Genomic DNA, 16,953 nt, shown 5'->3' with positions numbered 1-16,953 from the left:
TATAGCATAATAATAAATGTAAGCGGTAACAGAAAAGTGAACCGGAGGAGAACCAAATGAAATTAGTTCGCATTGAAGTTAATCATATGGATCGGCCAATTGGATTTAATCTAGAAAATCACCTGCATTTGGTAGGATTTTTAGATCAGCCAGTTACCCGTAAATTACAAAGACAATTGACTATTACTGCTAATGGTCATGAAGTCATTAGAAAGCCATGGGAAGAGGCAGATAACTTAATTTACGATTTTGCTTTAGAGTTAAGTCCACGTACTCGTTATGAAGTAAAAATGAGCGTTAAAGATGATGATGAAGTTGCTTCAACTACAACTTACTTTGAAACTGGTCAAATGGGTCAATCTCTTCAAGGAAAATGGATTGGAACACAACATAAAGATTTGCATTCCATTATTCTTCATCAAAAATTTACTGTTAAAGAGGTTAATCAAGCCCGATTATATCTTACTGGGTTAGGTTTATTCGAAGCCTATATTGATGGTCAAAAGGTAGGGGATGAATTTTTAACTCCAGGTTTTACTGATTATAACTACGATCTTCAACTTGAAACTTATGATGTAACAAAGTATTTACATGAAGATGGTGAACATGAACTATCCATTATGTTAGCTGATGGTTGGTATCGCGGTAAGTTAGGCTTGAAGACGCATGGTGGTCAAGCTAATAACTATGGTGATCAGCTGTTAGCTTTAGCTGAATTACGAATTAATGATCAAGTAGCATTAGCTACTGATGACAGCTGGGAAGTTTCAACTTCACCAGTTACTCATTCAGGAATTTATTATGGGGAAGACCTAGATGATAATCGTCCTTTAACTGATCTGGGAAAGGCAGTTATTGTTTCTAGTCCAACTAGACATTTAGTTGATCGTCAAAGTTTACCGATTAAGCGTCATGAAGAATTTCCTGTCAAAAAGGTAATTCAGACTCCAAGTGGATCAACAGTTTTAGACTTTGGCCAGAATATGGCAGGCTGGCTTGAATTTAAGAATATTGTTCCTCAAGGCGAAAAAGTATCAATCGAATTCGGGGAAATCATGCAAGATGGTGAATTTTATCGCGATAACTTGCGGTCAGCTCGGGCACAATTCACATATGTTAGTGATGGACGTGAAAAGTGGGTACGACCACATTTTACCTACTTTGGCTTTAGATATGTTAAGCTGAGTGATTTTTCAACAGCAATTAGCCCTGCAGATTTTAGAGCGGTAGCTCTTTATTCAGAAATGCGTGAAACTGGCCAAATTAAAACTGATAATTCAATGGTTAATCGGTTATTTGAAAATGTGAAATGGGGTCAAAAGTCTAATTTTGTTGATATTCCTACTGATTGTCCGCAAAGAGACGAACGTCTTGGCTGGACTGGGGATGCAGCAATTTTTGCGAAAACTGCTAGTTACAACATGGCAACTTACCAATTCTTTAAAAAATATAGTTATGATGTTGCAGTAGAACAAAGTAAAAATAATGGTTTTGTACCGTTATACGTGCCTGCAGTAGATACTGAAGATGGTGGTAAAGCGGTTGGGAGCGATGTATCGACAATCATTCCTTGGGTTGCTTATAAACGAACAGGCGATAAAGCAATATTACGTCAGAATATTGGCGCTATGATGTCTTGGATTGATTGGATTCATGATCGAGCAGTTGATCACGGTCAAGAATACCTTTGGCTTGGTGATGATCAACTAGGAGATTGGTTAGCCTTAGATACCGAAGATATTATGAAGCTAAAAGGCAAAACTCCAGATGATCTAATTGCTAGCGCTTATTACTACTACTCCTCTAAGTTGGTTAGTCAAGCCGCGAATGTCTTAAAGATGAAGCATGAAGAGCAATACTACAGTCAATTAGCTAAATTAATTAAACAAGCCTTCATTGAACACTTCTTTACTAAAGATGGTTTATCAATTGCTGATACTCAAACTGGTTTAGCTCTGTGCTTAACATTTGGTTTATATCCAAAGAATGGTAAAGAACTATTAGTTAGAAAACTAGTAGAAAAGATTGAAGTTAATCAAAATCACTTGAATACTGGCTTTGTCGGAACACCATTGCTTTTACCAGCATTAACTGCTAATGGTCAGGAAAACTTGGCGTTAAGACTGTTCTTAAACACTGATTTTCCAAGTTGGCTTTATGAAGTTAAACATGGAGCAACTACTATTTGGGAAAGATGGAATTCAGTTGATGAAGATGGTCATACAGCTCAAAACGGGATGAATTCGTTGAATCACTATTCAAGTGGAGCTGTTATGGCTTGGGCTTATGAAGATTTGCTCGGGTTAAAACAAGATGGCAATAATGTAATCTTTAAGCCAATGTTGACAGCTAAGTTAAAGAAAATTAGTGGTCAGCTTGCTTTACCTACAGGACTTGTTAAAGTTTCTTGGCAAATTATCTCGCAAAAGAAAATTCATCTGAAGTTTGAAGTTTCGTATGGTAGTCAGCTGAAACTGGAATTACCAGAACTTGAACAAGAATTAGCAAGTACAACCTTTACAAGTGGTTCTTATGAATTAGATGTAGAAGTTAAAGAACCAATTGTTGCGGCCTATGATATCCATACTCCATTGAATGAATATCAAGATCAAAAACAGTTAACTGATGAACTTAGTAAATTAGTTCCATTTTGGGGCTTTCTAGCAATGCCTGGTAACATGGAACATTTTGGAAAATATTCACTACTTCAGTTAAGTCGAGAAATGCGAGGAATTGGCTTTAAGCCATTTGCTCAAGCAGATATTGAAAAGATAAATCAATTATTTAGAAAGAGCGCATTACAAGGAGAAGAAAAATGAGTAAGAGTAAAGTCGATAACATTTGGACTAAACTGTCTATTCTATTATTAAACATTTTTGTTGTTTCCGCTGGTGCAACGGCAGCCACTGTTCCTTTAATGATTAAGTCATTTCCATCAGTTGATCCAACAACAGTTGAATTGACAATGACTGTTTCATCTTTGGGAATTATTCTTTTTACACCATTAAGTAATTTAGTGGCTGATAAGATTGGAATTAAGAAAGATATCCTCTTAGGGTTAATTATCATCTTAGTATCTGGTGTGATTCCAGCACTTACTAACAATTTCCCATTGATTTTTGCCTCAAGAATTGGGATCGGTGTTGGTACTGGATTGCTTGCTTCATATTCTCAATCATTGATTATTGCTTTATACCAAGGTAAGGAGCAACAGCAATTACTTGGCTGGTCAAGTGTAGTCCAAGGCTTGGGCATGTTTTTAATGACTTTCTTTGCAGGATTATTATTAACCAATGGTTGGCATCAAGCTTACTGGGTTAATGCAATTGCTTTGCCAGTGTTACTAATGTTTGCAGCCTTTATTCCTCATACTTTGAAGATTGAACAAGCTGGAAATGTTGATGATGTTGATGTCAAAGGAAGTAAGAAAGTTGATGGCAAGATTTGGGCTTTAGCAATTTTCATTTTCTTCTTTAACACTACTTTTGCCTTTGTTTCAATTAAGTTTGCATCATTAGTTATTGAACAAGGTTATGGTAATGCTCAAAGTGCAAGTACCTTACTTGGAATTATGTCCTTTGCGATGGCTGCTGGTGGTTTTATCTTTATGGCAATGCCACAAGCATGGAAGAGATTCTCTTTAACTATTTCAATTGCGGCTGGTTTGATTGGGTTCTTTATTTTTACAGTTTCTAAATCACTGGTTTTAAGTGGTGTTGGCGTTGTTTTAGTAGGGATTGCTGTTTCAATGACCATGGTTTCTACGATGTCTTGTGTCGGAATGTTTACTTCACCAGCTCAAGTACCATTTTCAACTTCAGTCGTAATGACAACTGCTAATGTGGGAACTTTGCTTGCTCCATATACTGCTCAACTTTTAGCTAAGATTTTCCACGATTCTAGTTCTCACTTCACTTTTGTTTGCGGAACGATCATCTTTGCTTTATTGTTGATCTTTGTTCTTGTGATTGGATTTAATTACGAAAAGTTAATGTATCAAGCAAAGAAATAAGGAGAAAATAAATGCTAAGTAAAGAAGCACAAGAAGCGATTGCTTTTTCAAGAAAATATATTAAGCCAGATCAAGATAAACCATTAACTCCAGAAATTGCCTTAGCTGCTAGAAAAGGTGGCGATGAAGGCAATAAGTGGGATTTGCCAGATGAAATTGAATTGAAAACCATTGATCAAAATGGCGTCAAAGGTGAATTTTATGGTCGTAAAGATCAGACTCCAACAAAGACAGTGCTATTATTTTTGCATGGTGGAGCTTATGCAACTGGGACGCTTTATTCTCGGAGAAAACTGGCAGTTAAATTAGGTAAAGCAGCAGACATGGATGTCTTCGCTTGTGATTATACTCAATATCCTGAAGGACGACATCCCGATGCCCAAAACGACATCTTACGAGCTTACAAATATTTGCGTGATAAATATGATCATGTAGTAGTATTTGGTGAATCAGCTGGTGCAACGCTTGCTTTAACTTTAACTTTGCAATTAAAAGATGAACAGCAAATTTTGCCAGATCGCATTGCTGTTTTTTCACCGGTTATTAATCAACTGAATACAGCCGCTTCAGAATACTTACGCAATGAGAGAGACCCAATGTTAGTTGGCGCAACCGATCCAGTACCTTATTTTGATGAACCAGCTAAAAAAGATCCTTTGATTTCACCAATTTATGGCGATTATCGAGGATTTCCTCCTTTGTTAATCAATTGCGGAAGTGAAGAAGTTAAGTATGATAGCTCGGCGATTTTAAATAGTTTATGTGAAAAAGCCGGTGTTGATGTGCAATGGCATGTTTGGCAAGACTTATTCCATGTCTTTGTTTTATTTGATATGCCAGAGACAGATTTGGCAATTAAACAAATTGGAGAATTTTTGCAAATGGGGATGAGCAAGAATGACTAAATATCTTGCGATTGATATTGGTGGTACGAATGTAAAGTCAGCCTTACTTGATCAAGCTGGTAATATTTTAAGTAAAGAAAAAATGCCGACAGCACAAGATAAGCAAGCTTTTTTACAAAAGATGGATCAATTGGTAAAAAAGTATGCTTCGGATGTTCAAGGAATCGCATTTTGTGCTCCAGGAAAAATTGAGGAAACTAAGATCAGGTTTGGTGGCTCGTTACCATTTTTAGACGGGATTGATTTTGCTAAGCGTTATGGCAGTGAATATCGTTTGCCTGTTGCGGTCATCAATGATGGTAAGGCCAGTGTTCTAGCTGAAAATTGGCTAGGCAGTTTAAAAGATGAGCAAAACTGTATTGCCATCACTCTTGGAACAGCCGTCGGTGGCGGAATTATTGTCAATGGCCGACTTTTACGCGGAGTTCATTACCAAGCCGGCGAATTGAGTTTCATGATCCATGATTATCAACATGCCAAAGACATGGTTGGTAATGTTGGTGGCAGTGATTCAGCGGTTGGTCTAGTTGAACAGATTAATCAAGCTGATAATTATGATGATTTGATTGATGGTTTGCATGCTTTTTCACTGATTAAGCCAGGCAATCCTACAGCGATAAAACTTTTCCAGCAGTATTGCTTAAAAATTGCAATTTTGATTTTAAATATTCAAAGTGTAATTGATGTCGGTAAAGTGGCAATTGGCGGTGGAATTAGTGCTCAACCAGTTCTAATTAATGGGATTAATGAAGCATATGATCACTTAGTTAATAAGAGTAATCCCATGATTGGTGAAACTTTAGTGAAACCAGAAATTGTTAAAGCTCATTTCCAAAATGATGCCAATTTATTCGGCGCTCTAGATAATTTGCTCCTGCAGATTAATCATGAAGACAAATATTAGAATAGTTGATGAGAGACTTAGGATTTATTCCTAAGTCTTTTTTAGTCCGTCATTTACAGGACTTTCATAATGAGTCTAATATCCGAAAAATAGAGGAAAAGATCACTATTTAAATGTTATTTGAAAGAGCCTGTAATATAGATGAATACAAGGCTTAAGTTAAAATTAATGACGATGATTTTGTTATTAAAAACAAGACAGAGAATGATATAAGTATAGAAAGAAAATAAGTCTTCTTTCGGAGAGGATCACTATGTTTAATAATCAAATGAACTCAAGACAACGTTTTAGCTTGAGAAAGTTGACGGTTGGGTTAGCTTCAGTGATGCTAGGCTTGACTTTTATTACTAGTAGCAATCAACCAGTTAAAGCTGATGAAACTGAAACAAACCAAGTTAAAGTGACCAAGGTTGAAACGAATACTCAAACTGCGGTAAAAGAAGAGCAGAAAGCTGCGGATTCTAAGCAAGCAGAAGTAGCTTCAACTAAGAGGGTTGATCAGGACTCAGAAAAGCCAGTTGCTGTTAAAGCTGAAGATACTACTAAGGCTGATAATCAAGCAGACCAAGCTGAGCTTGAAAAACAAAAGAAGCCAGTTGATCAAGAAACAGCGGCTCACATTGTTCAAACGGAAAAGAACTTGCCTGATTTTCAAAAGGACATTAATAAGGATTGGGTCAAGCGTCATGATGGAAAGAATCCTGTTACTCCAATTCCAAATCAAAAATTAGCAAAAGAAGTTCTAGGGATTAATCGGCAAGATTTGCCTGAAGAACAATTGAAGAAGTTGGGCTTAACTAAAGATACCTACATTTACATTGAAAATCCTAATGAACAAGACGCTAAGAAGCAAATTAGGACAATTGTGAAGTATGACAAGATCTACTTAGCTTATACTTCTGCAGATGGTAGATGGGCTTCTAAAGTTTACGTTGTTAACCCGACTCATGCTAGTGATGGTACCTTATATGATGCTGATGATGATTTCTTCATGGAGATCGATGACGAAGGTACAAATAAATTTATGAAATCCAACGTTGGTGGTATCTTTGAAGAATTATATCCAGTGCCATTAATTAATGGTAAAGATATTTATGTTAATAAGGGTCACAAATTAAGCGAAGCCGATGCAGTTAGAGCGTTAACTTCAGAAGCAGCGATTAAATATGGGACACATGTCTGGAGTAATGATGTCGCCCACATTATTGACACGAATAAGGCTGGTCAATATCCAGGGATGATTGATGTTGTTTATACTACTAAAATTGGTGATTCTGTCGGGACCACCGTTCACGTGGTTGATTTGCAAGGACAAACTTTGCATGTACAATTGAATGATCCATTAACTGATTTAAAGAATAATCCAGCTAAATACATTGATGGCATCCCTGCAGGCTCAACAGCTGTAGATTGGATCACGCAACCAGTCACAAACAAGGTGACAACTGAAACCGATCCAGCCAAAGGCTTGGTTAAGGTAGTTTATCCAGATGGCACTAGTGGAGAAGCATTGATTAAGGTGATTGTCAGTGATAATGGTGAAAAGCATGACCCAACTCCTACACCTGATCCAGATCCGCACCCACAGCCAACTCCTCAACCAGATCCAGAGCCGGTTCCAACCCCAACTCCTGAACCGGAACCAGCTACACCAGAGCAACCAAGTACTCCAGTTGAAGCTGAGGATCCAGATAACGCTGCTCCCGTTAAGGCGCAAAGTACTGACGATCAAGACCAGCAACCTGCTAAAACGGCAGCAAAGCAAAACTCTAAGCAGTCAACTAAGACTAAAGCTGTTAAGGAACATAAAGTTGGTCAAGCCGCTCCTGTTAAAGCAGCAAAGCCAGCTGGCAAAGCTGCAACTGCAATGACAGTAGCTAATGTCAAGAAGACTAATCGGGCTACTTTACCACAAACCGGTGAAAATGAAGATAGTTTCATCCAACTTGCGATTTTAGGTGGTTTGGCAATCTTCCTGAGTTTCCTGGGCTTAGGTAGCGACGAAAAGAAGAAATAAGATAATTAAGGCAGTTCGAATTGATGAGCTGCCTTTTTCTTTGCCCTCGAATTACGATAAAATAGATTTATTAGAAAGTGACTAGTGGGGAAAGATAATGAGAAAGATTTTAGGAAAAATTGGTTCAGAAGATCGGCACACTTTTCAGGCTGACTTTGGTAAATATGGCTACAAACGTTATCACGATAGTATGCGTGGAGAATTATATAGTCCAACGATGGTTGTTCGTAATTTGATCATGGTCGATGATCCGGAGCATCCGCAAATAATTGCTGATCATTTGTGGCTTAATCTGACTAAGGGCTTTGCTGACTTAGGTTTGCTGCAAGAAGGGGATCGGCTCCAGTTCAACGGTCGGGTTTCAGAGTACAGCAAAGGCTTCATTAACAAAGACAAGAAGGATTATGAATTGTCTTATCCAACTAAGATTCAACTTTTGAATGAACGGGAGACGAAAGCTATTCCTGAAGAACACGCTGCGATTATCGGGATGATCATGAACCTTAACTATAAGTTCTATGACAAAATGGGTCGACCACTGGTGCCGTACTTCATGGATGCTTTTGTAAAATGGCAAGACCAACAAGAAAAGCCACTACCCATTGAATGTCACAAGGGTAATGACTTTGAGAGTGATATTAAATACGATGTGCTTGATTATGAAACAGAAAAAGCTGAGCTAGAAAAGAAACAAAATCTGGTCAAAGAAAAGCAGGCACAGTTGCAAAAAGCCGGCGTTGAATTACTTAAAAAGCATGATGACTTGGTTGAAGAACTAGTAAAAATCGGTAAACAAGCTAAAGAAGATAAGGCTAATTCTAATAGTGAATACTGCTATATTTCTAACAGTAAGTTGGCTAAGGCTTTAGAAAAATATGGCTTAGACAAGGACGTTCAACCGAAAATCAAGCAGGCACTAGCTTCAGATTGGTTCCATGAGCAGTTTTCGGGTTCTAATAAGCAGGAATTATCACCGCTCGAGGCATTAGCGCAAAAGTTTAACCAAAAATAGAATATATTCAGAGACTCCATTTTGATGGAGTTTCTTTTTTGAATTAAATTATAATAATTATGTTTACGATAATTACGATTACAGTAATCATAATTACGTAATTGTAATTACTGAAAAGTAATATAAATCAGATTTTTAATACTTCTTCAAAGAAAAATCAAATTTGCTTGCTAACATAGGACAACAAACTAACAAAAAGAGGGGATTTTTGTTGAATATTTACGGAGAGTACGCACCCACATTGGATAAATTGTTGACTCAAATGATGGGGCAATTTAAAGAACTTAATCAAAATTATGAAGCACAACATCATGAACGATTGTATGAGCACTTACGTGGCCGCGTTAAAAGTGAAAAGAGCATGGAAGAGAAGTGTCAACGTAAGGGCCTGCCGCTAAATGAACATTCAGCTTTACGAGTAAATCGCGATAGTGTTGGCTTACGTGTTGTTTGCAACTTCATCGATGATATTTATCTTTGCATTGCTGCAATTAAAAGTTGGGATAATGTCAGTGTTGTTAAAGAAAAAGACTACATTACTAATGCCAAGCCCAATGGTTATCGCTCTTACCATATGATCTTAGATGTTACAGTTCCCGACAAAGATCTTGATGGCAATATTCCAGGACACTACTTTGTTGAAGTACAGCTCAGAACGATTGCGATGGATACTTGGGCAAGTTTGGAACACGAAATGAAGTACAAACATCAAATCAAAAATCCAGAGATGATTGGACGAGAATTGAAACGTGTCGCTGATGAATTAGCATCTTGTGATGTTAGTATGCAGACGATTCGCCAACTAATTAGGGAAGAGGATTAATGAATGAAGATTTTAGTAGCAGAAGATGAACCACAACTATTAAGAGTGTTGACCGTAGCAATGGAAAAGTCCGGCTATGAGGTTGATCCCGTTGATAATGGTCAAAAAGCTGTTGAACATGCCAAGGAGAATTCTTATGATGTCATGATTTTAGATATCATGATGCCAGTGATGGATGGAATTACTGCCTTAAAAGAGATTAGACATAGTGGTGACAAGACCTACGTGATCATGTTAACTGCTAAAGCAGAGGTCGATGATCGCGTAACTGGCCTAGATAGTGGTGCTGATGATTACCTGACCAAGCCATTTTCTCTAAAAGAATTGTTGGCACGTCTGCGTTCAATGGAAAGACGTGAAGATGACTATACCCCTGATGAATTAGCGGTCGGGGATGTTAAACTCAAGGTCGCTGAGCAAGAATTAGACAGTCACAATTCGATTCGGTTAAATCGACAAGAAACACAATTAATGACTTATTTCATGTTAAATGAAAATAAAGCATTATCAACGCAAGAGATTCTAAACCATGTTTGGAAAAATGATGAAGATGCTAATAGTGAAGTGGTCTGGATTTATGTTTCTTATTTGCGCCAAAAATTGCAATCAATTCAAAGTTCAGTTCACATTGAAGGTGAAAAGGGCGGTAGTTATCAGTTAGCTAAGTAGGTGAGAACATGATTCAGAAATTTCGCTGGAAGTTTATTGGCGCGGCCATCGGTGCGCTATTTTTAGTCTTAATCCTTACTCTTGGCAGTTTAGTTGGTGTGTCTTATGTTCAAAATCAAAAAGAAGTTGATCGGGTATTAACTACTTTAGTTAAAAATGAAGGCCATCTTTCACCACATAATGCTCAACCAGCTTTCGGAAATCAAAATGACCCAATTAACCGCAATTTTTTAGCAGGTAAATATAACCCAGAAGCAGTTTATCAGTACCGGTACTTCTCCGTTGTGGTCGGTAGTGATCAGCGAATTAAGATGATCAATGATAATAATGTTTATAAGCTGAAAAATTCTGAAATCAATAGTTTTTTAAAGAAGGTTTTAGCAAGAAAAGATAAGCGTGGTAACATTAAATCAGGCGAGAATACTTATGCTTATCAAGTTTCTAAAGATTCAATGGGACATAAATTAATCGTTTTCTTAAATGAAACTTTAATTTATCAACGTTTTTGGTTGATTCTTCGTTTGGCGATTGCCTTAGGAATTTTAGCCTTATTAATTTTCTCGTTGGTGTTAATTTTAGTATCTGGTAAAGCAATCAAGCCAATCAAAGATACTTATCATAAGCAGCAAGAGTTTATCACTAATGCAGGGCATGAATTAAAGACGCCATTAGCTGTCATTTCAGCCAATACCGAAATGGAAGAGATGCTTGGTAATGATTCTGAGTGGAATCAGAGTAATAAAGAACAAGTAGCCAAATTAACTAAATTGGTTAATCGCTTAATTTCTTTAGCAAGAGCTGGTGAGACAGGTGAATTGACCTTAAGTAAAGTTGACTTTTCCAAGATTGTGGAAGATGGCGCGCAAGACTTCAAATCAGTTATGAAAAAGAATGACCTAACTTATCAAGTTTCCATTCAAAAGGACTTGAAGGTAATCGCAGAGCAGCATTCTTTAGCAGAGGTGGTTAACATCCTGCTTGATAATGCTCGTAAATATTGTGATCCACATGGTAAAGTACGTGTTGAGTTAGCTAAAAGCACCTGGAGCAAAAATGTGGTTTTGCGGGTAAGTAATACTTATCGCAAGGGTAAAAATGAAGATTATACTCATTTCTTTGATCGTTTTTACCGTGAAGATGAATCACATAATTCGAAAAAAGACGGCTTTGGCATTGGGTTAGCTATGGCACGTGAACTAATTGAAATCTTTCATGGTAAGATTTCCGTTAGCCATAAGGGCGAAGACATTATGTTCACGGTCAGCTTGAAGAATGTGAAGTAAATCTAATTTAAATCAAAAAGCAGTTACTCTCAGAAGAAGAGTAGCTGCTTTTTAACGCATAAATTAAAGCGAATATGTGCATAAGTTTACTTCACTTTTGCATAACTTCTGCAATAATATGCAGAAAAGCCGAATTTTATGGATATTAGAACAGGTATGGAATATCATTAAAACCGTAAAGAGATGCAAGCGCTTACTTAACTGGAATGATTCCTAACCTCTTTACTCATAGTTTAGGTGATACTCCCGTGAAAGGAACTATCTAATGGCAACTTTAAAAGATATCGCAAAACTGGCACATGTTAATGAAAGTACGGTTTCGAGGGCTTTAAACAATTCAATTTACGTGCATCCTAGTACGAAGAAAAGAATACTAGAAGCTGCAGAAAAGTTGAGTTATAATCCTCAAACTTTACGTAAGGTAATCGAAAGGGGTAAGACCAAAACAATCGGAATCATAGTACCTAATTTGCAATATAACATCTTTATGGATTTTGTCCAAAATGCAGAAAAAGATGCGAATGCCATTGATTACAAAATTATTATTGGAATTTCTGATGATGATGCCGAAAAGGAAGCTGATCTTTTAGAAAGAATGCGGTATGGCCTAGTTGACGGCATATTGATTGCAGGAACTGGAGAAAATAACCATTTACTGGAAGACATTCAAATAAGTGGTGTCCCAATTGTTCAGATCTTTAGAAATGTCAATAAAAATTTAGATAGTGTTTCCGTAAACTATAAACAAAGTATACAAATTGCAATTGAAAATTTGAGAAAAAATGGAGCTAAAAATATCGGATTGATCAATGGTTATGCTAAAGATCAATCTTATCAAGAAAAACTACTTGCCTACAAGCAAATTACTAAGCAACTTCATATGACTCCAGTTTATAAGTGTTTGAATGAATATCCAAAATCTTATAATAAATCAGGATATGATCTAGCTTCTGAATTATTTACTGATTGTCCTTCTTTAGATGCACTCTTAGTAGCAAATGATGTGCAGTCTTTAGGTGTAATGCAATATCTGAAGGCTAACAAGTATAAAGTTCCTGAAAAAGTTAAAGTAGTTAGCTTGGCAGGGTGTAGTGCAAGTAGTTTTTCGCAAACACAAGTTAGTGCAACGATTTTCCCAATTAAAAGTATTTCAATGCGGTCATTGAGTTTGTTGATTTCTAGAATTGAAAATTTAGAGGATTTACCAGTTCAACATCAAGCATTGAATACTGAGTTTATGAGTCGAATGACTTGTTAGGAGATTTAAAATGGTTAAAGTTAAGAATTTTAAAACTATTTTTCCAGCTATTTCCGTTCCAATGAACGATGACGATTCAATTAATGAACCAGAATTTAGAAAGTACTTAGATTGGCTTGAAACTTTTTATGATGATGGTGTTCAAGGAATTGTTACCAATGGTCATACTGGTGAAATCACTGCTTTGAGTAGAGAAGAACGTAAACGCATCACTGCAATTGCTGCTGATGAAGTCGGTGACAAGATGACGATTGTATCAGGTGTAAGTAGTGAAAATACTAGAGAAGCAATTGAAACTGCTAAAGATGCTAAAGAAGCAGGTGCAGATGCTATCTTGCTTATGCCACCACATATGTGGTTAAGATTCGGTATGAATCCTAAATCACCATTTGAATGGGTTAAAGATATTGCTGAAGGAGCAGATATTGATATTATTATTCACCTTTACCCAGCTACTACTAAAGCATTCTATCCATTAGATACTTTAATTAAAATGTGTAAGGAGATCCCTCATGTAAAGGGAATTAAGATGGGTACTCGTGTACAATCTGTTTATGAAGAAGAAGTACGTACCTTGAGAAAAGAAACTCCAGAAACTGCTTTGCTTACTTGTCACGATGAAACTATTTGTGATTCATTATTCCCAGGCATGGATGGTGCTATCTTAGGATTTGCAGGTTGTATTCCAGAATTAATCTCTAAAGCATTCAAGACTTATCGTACAGGGTCATGCCAAGAATTACATGATGTTGATGATAAGATCTTCCCAGTAGAAAGAGCAATTTATAGAGGAGGTCAACCTTCAGGTGAAGCACATGCTAGATTAAAGCAAGTATTAGTTGACCGTGGTGTATTTAAGAATGCTCATATGCGTAAGCCAGTATTACCTTTAACCGAAGAAAGCAAGAAAACTATTGCTGAAGGTGTTAAGGCTAGTGGATTGAGTAAAGTTGATATGAGTAAGTTTTAAAATGTTTAGCAAATAAAAAAGGCGTTGTTAGGGTTATAACACAACTTCTAATAACGCTTTTTTAGTAAGAGGAGATTACGCCATGTCTATTATGAATCCTAAAATGTCAATAATTATTTTGGCAGTTGTAGTCATTTATATTGTGATAACGTCTTATTTAAGTTACAAATGGAGTGGACATTCAAATTCCGATTTCATGCAAGGTGGGAAGGGAATACCATACTTCGTAGTAGCGGTTATGCTATTTTCTAACTATAACGGTATTATGGCGGTAATAGGAACTGCTCAAAGAGCCTATACAAGTGGCTTTGCAGCTGCTTGGTCTGTGTTTGCTGCAGCTATTGGTTTCTTTTTGTATGGGATGTTCTTTGTTAAAAGATTATACAAAACTGGCAGTTTTACGATTTCTGGAGCTGTAAAGCAAAAGTATGGCCGTTCGACTCAAATAATAGTTTCTTTAATTATGATCTACGCAATGTTGATGCTTAACTTAAATACTTATTTCAGTGGAGCAAGCGTGTTGCATGAAATATTAGGGACTAATCTACCAATTTCAATGATAATTATTGCAGTGGTAAGTACTATTTATTTCAGTATTGGTGGGATGAAGAGTGTAGCTAAAACTACCATGATTCATACATTTTTTAAGTATTGCGCAGTATTAATTGTTCTTGCTGTAGCATTAGTACTTTCTCACAATGCTAGTGGTGAAATGATTAAGTTACCAAGTTATTACTATAGCATCACTGGTAAAGTAGGTTGGGGAACGATTATTGGTTGGATTTTGACTTCAACTGGTGCCATTTTTTCTACACAATTTATCGCACAAGCGATTGCTTCAACTCCATCTGCTAAAGACGCTCAAAAAGCGTCATTCTGGGCAGCATTTTTAGTAATACCTTTTGGCATCGGCTTGGGCTTGATTGGTGTTTATGCAAAAATGTTGTTCCCACATATTAATCCACTCTATGCTTTGCCTGTTTTCTTAGGACATATGAACGTGGCCTTAGCTTCAATAACAGCTATTGGTCTTTTGGCTAGTGTGTTTATTGGTGTAAGTGCTTGTTCGTTAGCGATCGTTGCATTAGTTGTCGATGACTTCTATGTACCACATTGGAAGCCAGAAGAACATACACAGTTAAAGGTAACTAAGATAATTTCAGTAATAGTTGGCTTCTTACCATTAATTTTCATGTTCATGTCGCCAAATATTTTGGCATTATCATTCTTTGCTAAAGCCTTAAGAGTATCAATTGCTATTGTTGCTGTATTAGCCTTCTATTTACCATCCTTTAGAAATACTACAGTAGCTAATATTGCTTTAATTGGGACTACGATTTTGACAACTGTTTGGTATTTACTAGGTGATCCTTTTGGAATAAATGATACCTATATTGCTATTTTTACTCCTTTAATCGTAATGTTGATAGGGAGATTGTTTAACAAAAAAGAAAAGGTGGTATAAATATTTAAAACAACCCTTTAAACTTTAAAAGGTTGAATTGTATAATCAAAAAGCAGCTACTCTCAGAAGAGTAGCTGCTTTTTTTGCTGGATTTATTTCAAATATTTTTGTGCATGTTGAGCAGCGTTTCTACCTGAGTAGAATGCATAGCCAGCACAGGTACCAGGCATGTTTGGACCATAAGTATCTCCAGTTAAACCTGAAGCATCATTTCCGGCTGCATATAAACCAGGAATAACCTTCCCATCGTTGTCTTCGACTTCGTTTTCAGGAGTAACTTTTAAACCACCCATTGTACAGAAAGCACCGATATTCAACTTAAAGCCATAAAATGGACCTTCTTCAACGGCTTGTAAGTATTCTGGATCTTTACCAAATTCCTGATCTTCACCGCTTTTGGCAAAATCATTATATGTCTTAATAGTCTTGACTAATTTGTCTTTTGGTAAGCCCATCTTTTCAGCAAGTTCCTCAATTGAATCTGCTTTGAAAATAAATGGTTTCTTATCGGCAACCGCTTGGTCAATTTCAGCTTGCAGCTTATCCATCTTTTGACCACGCTTAACATAAACACCGAGGCCCATAAAGTTGCCGTCTTTTGCCATCTTCTTGATAACTTTAGTGTCGAGAATGCTATAAACTTCATTTTGAGTGTATAAAGCATTACCAGCCATAGAGAAGTTGTAAATTACCGATTCATCAACAAAACGTTCACCATTTTCGTTAATCCATAATAATGGTTGTTGACCAGCAGCGGCGTTCATTTGGCTGCCCATCATCTTGAAAGATGGTTCGTTAGGATCCTTTAAATATCCACCAAAGAGCATTGCCATGCCAGTTGAGTATTTGCGAGCACCAACACTCCAACCTAAACGTAAGCCGTCTCCAGTCCCCTTACCAGAAGAAACTGGAATTAAACGAGATAAGTCGTAGTTAGTTTCTTCAGCCATCATTTTTTCATTGTTCAAGTAACCACCGGCAGCTAAGATAACCACTTTAGCAGTGATATCTTCAGTTTCACCAGTAGCTTCATCTTTGATGGTTACGATTTTAGTATGATCATCATTAACTTTTAAATCTACTGCAGAGGTTGAAGTAAGTAGTTCACCACCTAGTTTTTCAAATTTAGGTTGTAAAGCTTTGTGCATGACTGCATCCCCAAAGCCTTTGTAGATGTGCCAGGTAGCTTCACCAGCACCCATAGCTTGAACACCTTCGTATTCAACGCCTTCATCATGGAGCCATTTAACGTTTTCGGCGCTTGAATCCACATAATCACGCCAAATTCGTGAATCAGCTTTATATTTTGAATATTCTACTTCTTCTTTTAAGACATCAGTTCCAGAAACATTGATACCTTTTTCTTGTTGTAAATATGAGTTAACAGCGAAAAGTCCTTCACTGTAATTTGCGGAACCACCAGTGTGGCGTCCTTTTTCAAGCATTAAAACACTTGCACCATTTTCGCGAGCAGTTAATGCGGCAGCTTGACCAGCTGCACCCGAACCAACAACGACAACATCATAGTTTTTATTTTTAGCAATCATTATTGTTATACTCCTTTGTTAATCGCTTTCATACTTTTATTATAAGGAGAGTGTAGTTATAATTGGAGTGAGTAAATAGTTTAACAGT

13 protein-coding genes are annotated in these 16,953 nt (G+C 36.8%); 12 read left to right on the top strand and 1 reads right to left on the bottom strand.

The genetic code is table 11. The features are described from left to right. The first annotated feature begins 56 nt into the window (after positions 1-56). From EJK17_RS04710 to EJK17_RS04655, 12 genes are all read left to right on the top strand, one after another. A complete protein-coding gene (locus EJK17_RS04710) occupies positions 57-2,819 on the top strand; it encodes a family 78 glycoside hydrolase catalytic domain (protein ID WP_127796247.1) in 2,763 nt (920 codons plus the stop codon). Further along, a complete protein-coding gene (locus EJK17_RS04705) occupies positions 2,816-4,012 on the top strand; it encodes an MFS transporter (RefSeq protein WP_103662240.1) in 1,197 nt (398 codons plus the stop codon). Before EJK17_RS04710 ends, EJK17_RS04705 begins: the two co-directional genes overlap by 4 nt. 11 nt (positions 4,013-4,023) lie before the next feature. Next, positions 4,024-4,917: an alpha/beta hydrolase gene (locus EJK17_RS04700; RefSeq protein ID WP_127796246.1), complete on the top strand. Its 894-nt coding sequence runs from the start codon at positions 4,024-4,026 to the stop codon at positions 4,915-4,917. Next, positions 4,910-5,821: an ROK family protein gene (locus EJK17_RS04695; protein WP_103662242.1), complete on the top strand. Its 912-nt coding sequence runs from the start codon at positions 4,910-4,912 to the stop codon at positions 5,819-5,821. Before EJK17_RS04700 ends, EJK17_RS04695 begins: the two co-directional genes overlap by 8 nt. A 253-nt stretch (positions 5,822-6,074) precedes the next feature. After that, positions 6,075-7,838, top strand: coding sequence for a YSIRK-type signal peptide-containing protein (locus EJK17_RS04690; protein WP_103662243.1), 1,764 nt, complete (start codon positions 6,075-6,077; stop codon positions 7,836-7,838). 97 nt (positions 7,839-7,935) lie between these two features. Continuing rightward, positions 7,936-8,850 (top strand): hypothetical protein, encoded by a 915-nt coding sequence (locus EJK17_RS04685; RefSeq protein WP_103662244.1) that lies wholly within the window; start codon positions 7,936-7,938, stop codon positions 8,848-8,850. A gap of 211 nt (positions 8,851-9,061) precedes the next feature. Continuing rightward, positions 9,062-9,673 carry a GTP pyrophosphokinase gene (locus tag EJK17_RS04680; protein WP_201738271.1) on the top strand — a complete coding sequence of 204 codons (612 nt, stop codon included), beginning with the start codon at positions 9,062-9,064 and terminating at the stop codon, positions 9,671-9,673. A gap of 3 nt (positions 9,674-9,676) precedes the next feature. Next, positions 9,677-10,342, top strand: coding sequence for a response regulator transcription factor (locus EJK17_RS04675; RefSeq protein WP_127796245.1), 666 nt, complete (start codon positions 9,677-9,679; stop codon positions 10,340-10,342). Positions 10,343-10,350: 8 nt separating this feature from the next. Next, on the top strand, positions 10,351-11,625 hold the full coding sequence (locus tag EJK17_RS04670; protein WP_103662248.1) for a sensor histidine kinase: 1,275 nt from the start codon (positions 10,351-10,353) through the stop codon (positions 11,623-11,625). A gap of 265 nt (positions 11,626-11,890) precedes the next feature. Then, positions 11,891-12,883: a LacI family DNA-binding transcriptional regulator gene (locus EJK17_RS04665; protein ID WP_103662249.1), complete on the top strand. Its 993-nt coding sequence runs from the start codon at positions 11,891-11,893 to the stop codon at positions 12,881-12,883. 10 nt (positions 12,884-12,893) lie between these two features. Beyond that, positions 12,894-13,853, top strand: a complete 960-nt coding sequence (locus EJK17_RS04660; protein WP_103662250.1) for a dihydrodipicolinate synthase family protein — start codon at positions 12,894-12,896, stop codon at positions 13,851-13,853. Positions 13,854-13,935: 82 nt separating this feature from the next. After that, complete coding sequence (locus EJK17_RS04655; protein WP_103662251.1) at positions 13,936-15,318, top strand: sodium:solute symporter family protein; 1,383 nt, start codon at positions 13,936-13,938, stop codon at positions 15,316-15,318. Between the two features lie 92 nt (positions 15,319-15,410). Here the strand turns inward: EJK17_RS04655 and vprA are convergent, their stop codons facing one another. Continuing rightward, positions 15,411-16,868: a vinyl phenol reductase gene (gene vprA / locus EJK17_RS04650; RefSeq protein WP_168180736.1), complete on the bottom strand. Its 1,458-nt coding sequence runs from the start codon at positions 16,866-16,868 to the stop codon at positions 15,411-15,413. Positions 16,869-16,953: the final 85 nt, after the last annotated feature.

The sequence above is a fragment of the Lactobacillus xujianguonis genome (genome assembly GCF_004009905.1).
Lineage (GTDB): Bacteria > Bacillota > Bacilli > Lactobacillales > Lactobacillaceae > Lactobacillus > Lactobacillus xujianguonis.
This window is presented reverse-complemented; position numbering and strand designations above follow the sequence as displayed.

Excerpts from the sequence above, each read along its gene's own strand:
- EJK17_RS04675 (WP_127796245.1), top strand. The coding sequence starts at position 9,677 with ATGAAGATTTTAGTAGCAGAAGATGAACCACAACTATTAAGAGTGTTG.
- EJK17_RS04705 (WP_103662240.1), top strand. The coding sequence starts at position 2,816 with ATGAGTAAGAGTAAAGTCGATAACATTTGGACTAAACTGTCTATTCTA.
- EJK17_RS04660 (WP_103662250.1), top strand. The coding sequence starts at position 12,894 with ATGGTTAAAGTTAAGAATTTTAAAACTATTTTTCCAGCTATTTCCGTT.
- EJK17_RS04695 (WP_103662242.1), top strand. The coding sequence starts at position 4,910 with ATGACTAAATATCTTGCGATTGATATTGGTGGTACGAATGTAAAGTCA.
- EJK17_RS04685 (WP_103662244.1), top strand. The coding sequence starts at position 7,936 with ATGAGAAAGATTTTAGGAAAAATTGGTTCAGAAGATCGGCACACTTTT.
- EJK17_RS04710 (WP_127796247.1), top strand. The coding sequence starts at position 57 with ATGAAATTAGTTCGCATTGAAGTTAATCATATGGATCGGCCAATTGGA.
- EJK17_RS04700 (WP_127796246.1), top strand. The coding sequence starts at position 4,024 with ATGCTAAGTAAAGAAGCACAAGAAGCGATTGCTTTTTCAAGAAAATAT.
- EJK17_RS04690 (WP_103662243.1), top strand. The coding sequence starts at position 6,075 with ATGTTTAATAATCAAATGAACTCAAGACAACGTTTTAGCTTGAGAAAG.
- EJK17_RS04655 (WP_103662251.1), top strand. The coding sequence starts at position 13,936 with ATGTCTATTATGAATCCTAAAATGTCAATAATTATTTTGGCAGTTGTA.
- EJK17_RS04670 (WP_103662248.1), top strand. The coding sequence starts at position 10,351 with ATGATTCAGAAATTTCGCTGGAAGTTTATTGGCGCGGCCATCGGTGCG.
- EJK17_RS04665 (WP_103662249.1), top strand. The coding sequence starts at position 11,891 with ATGGCAACTTTAAAAGATATCGCAAAACTGGCACATGTTAATGAAAGT.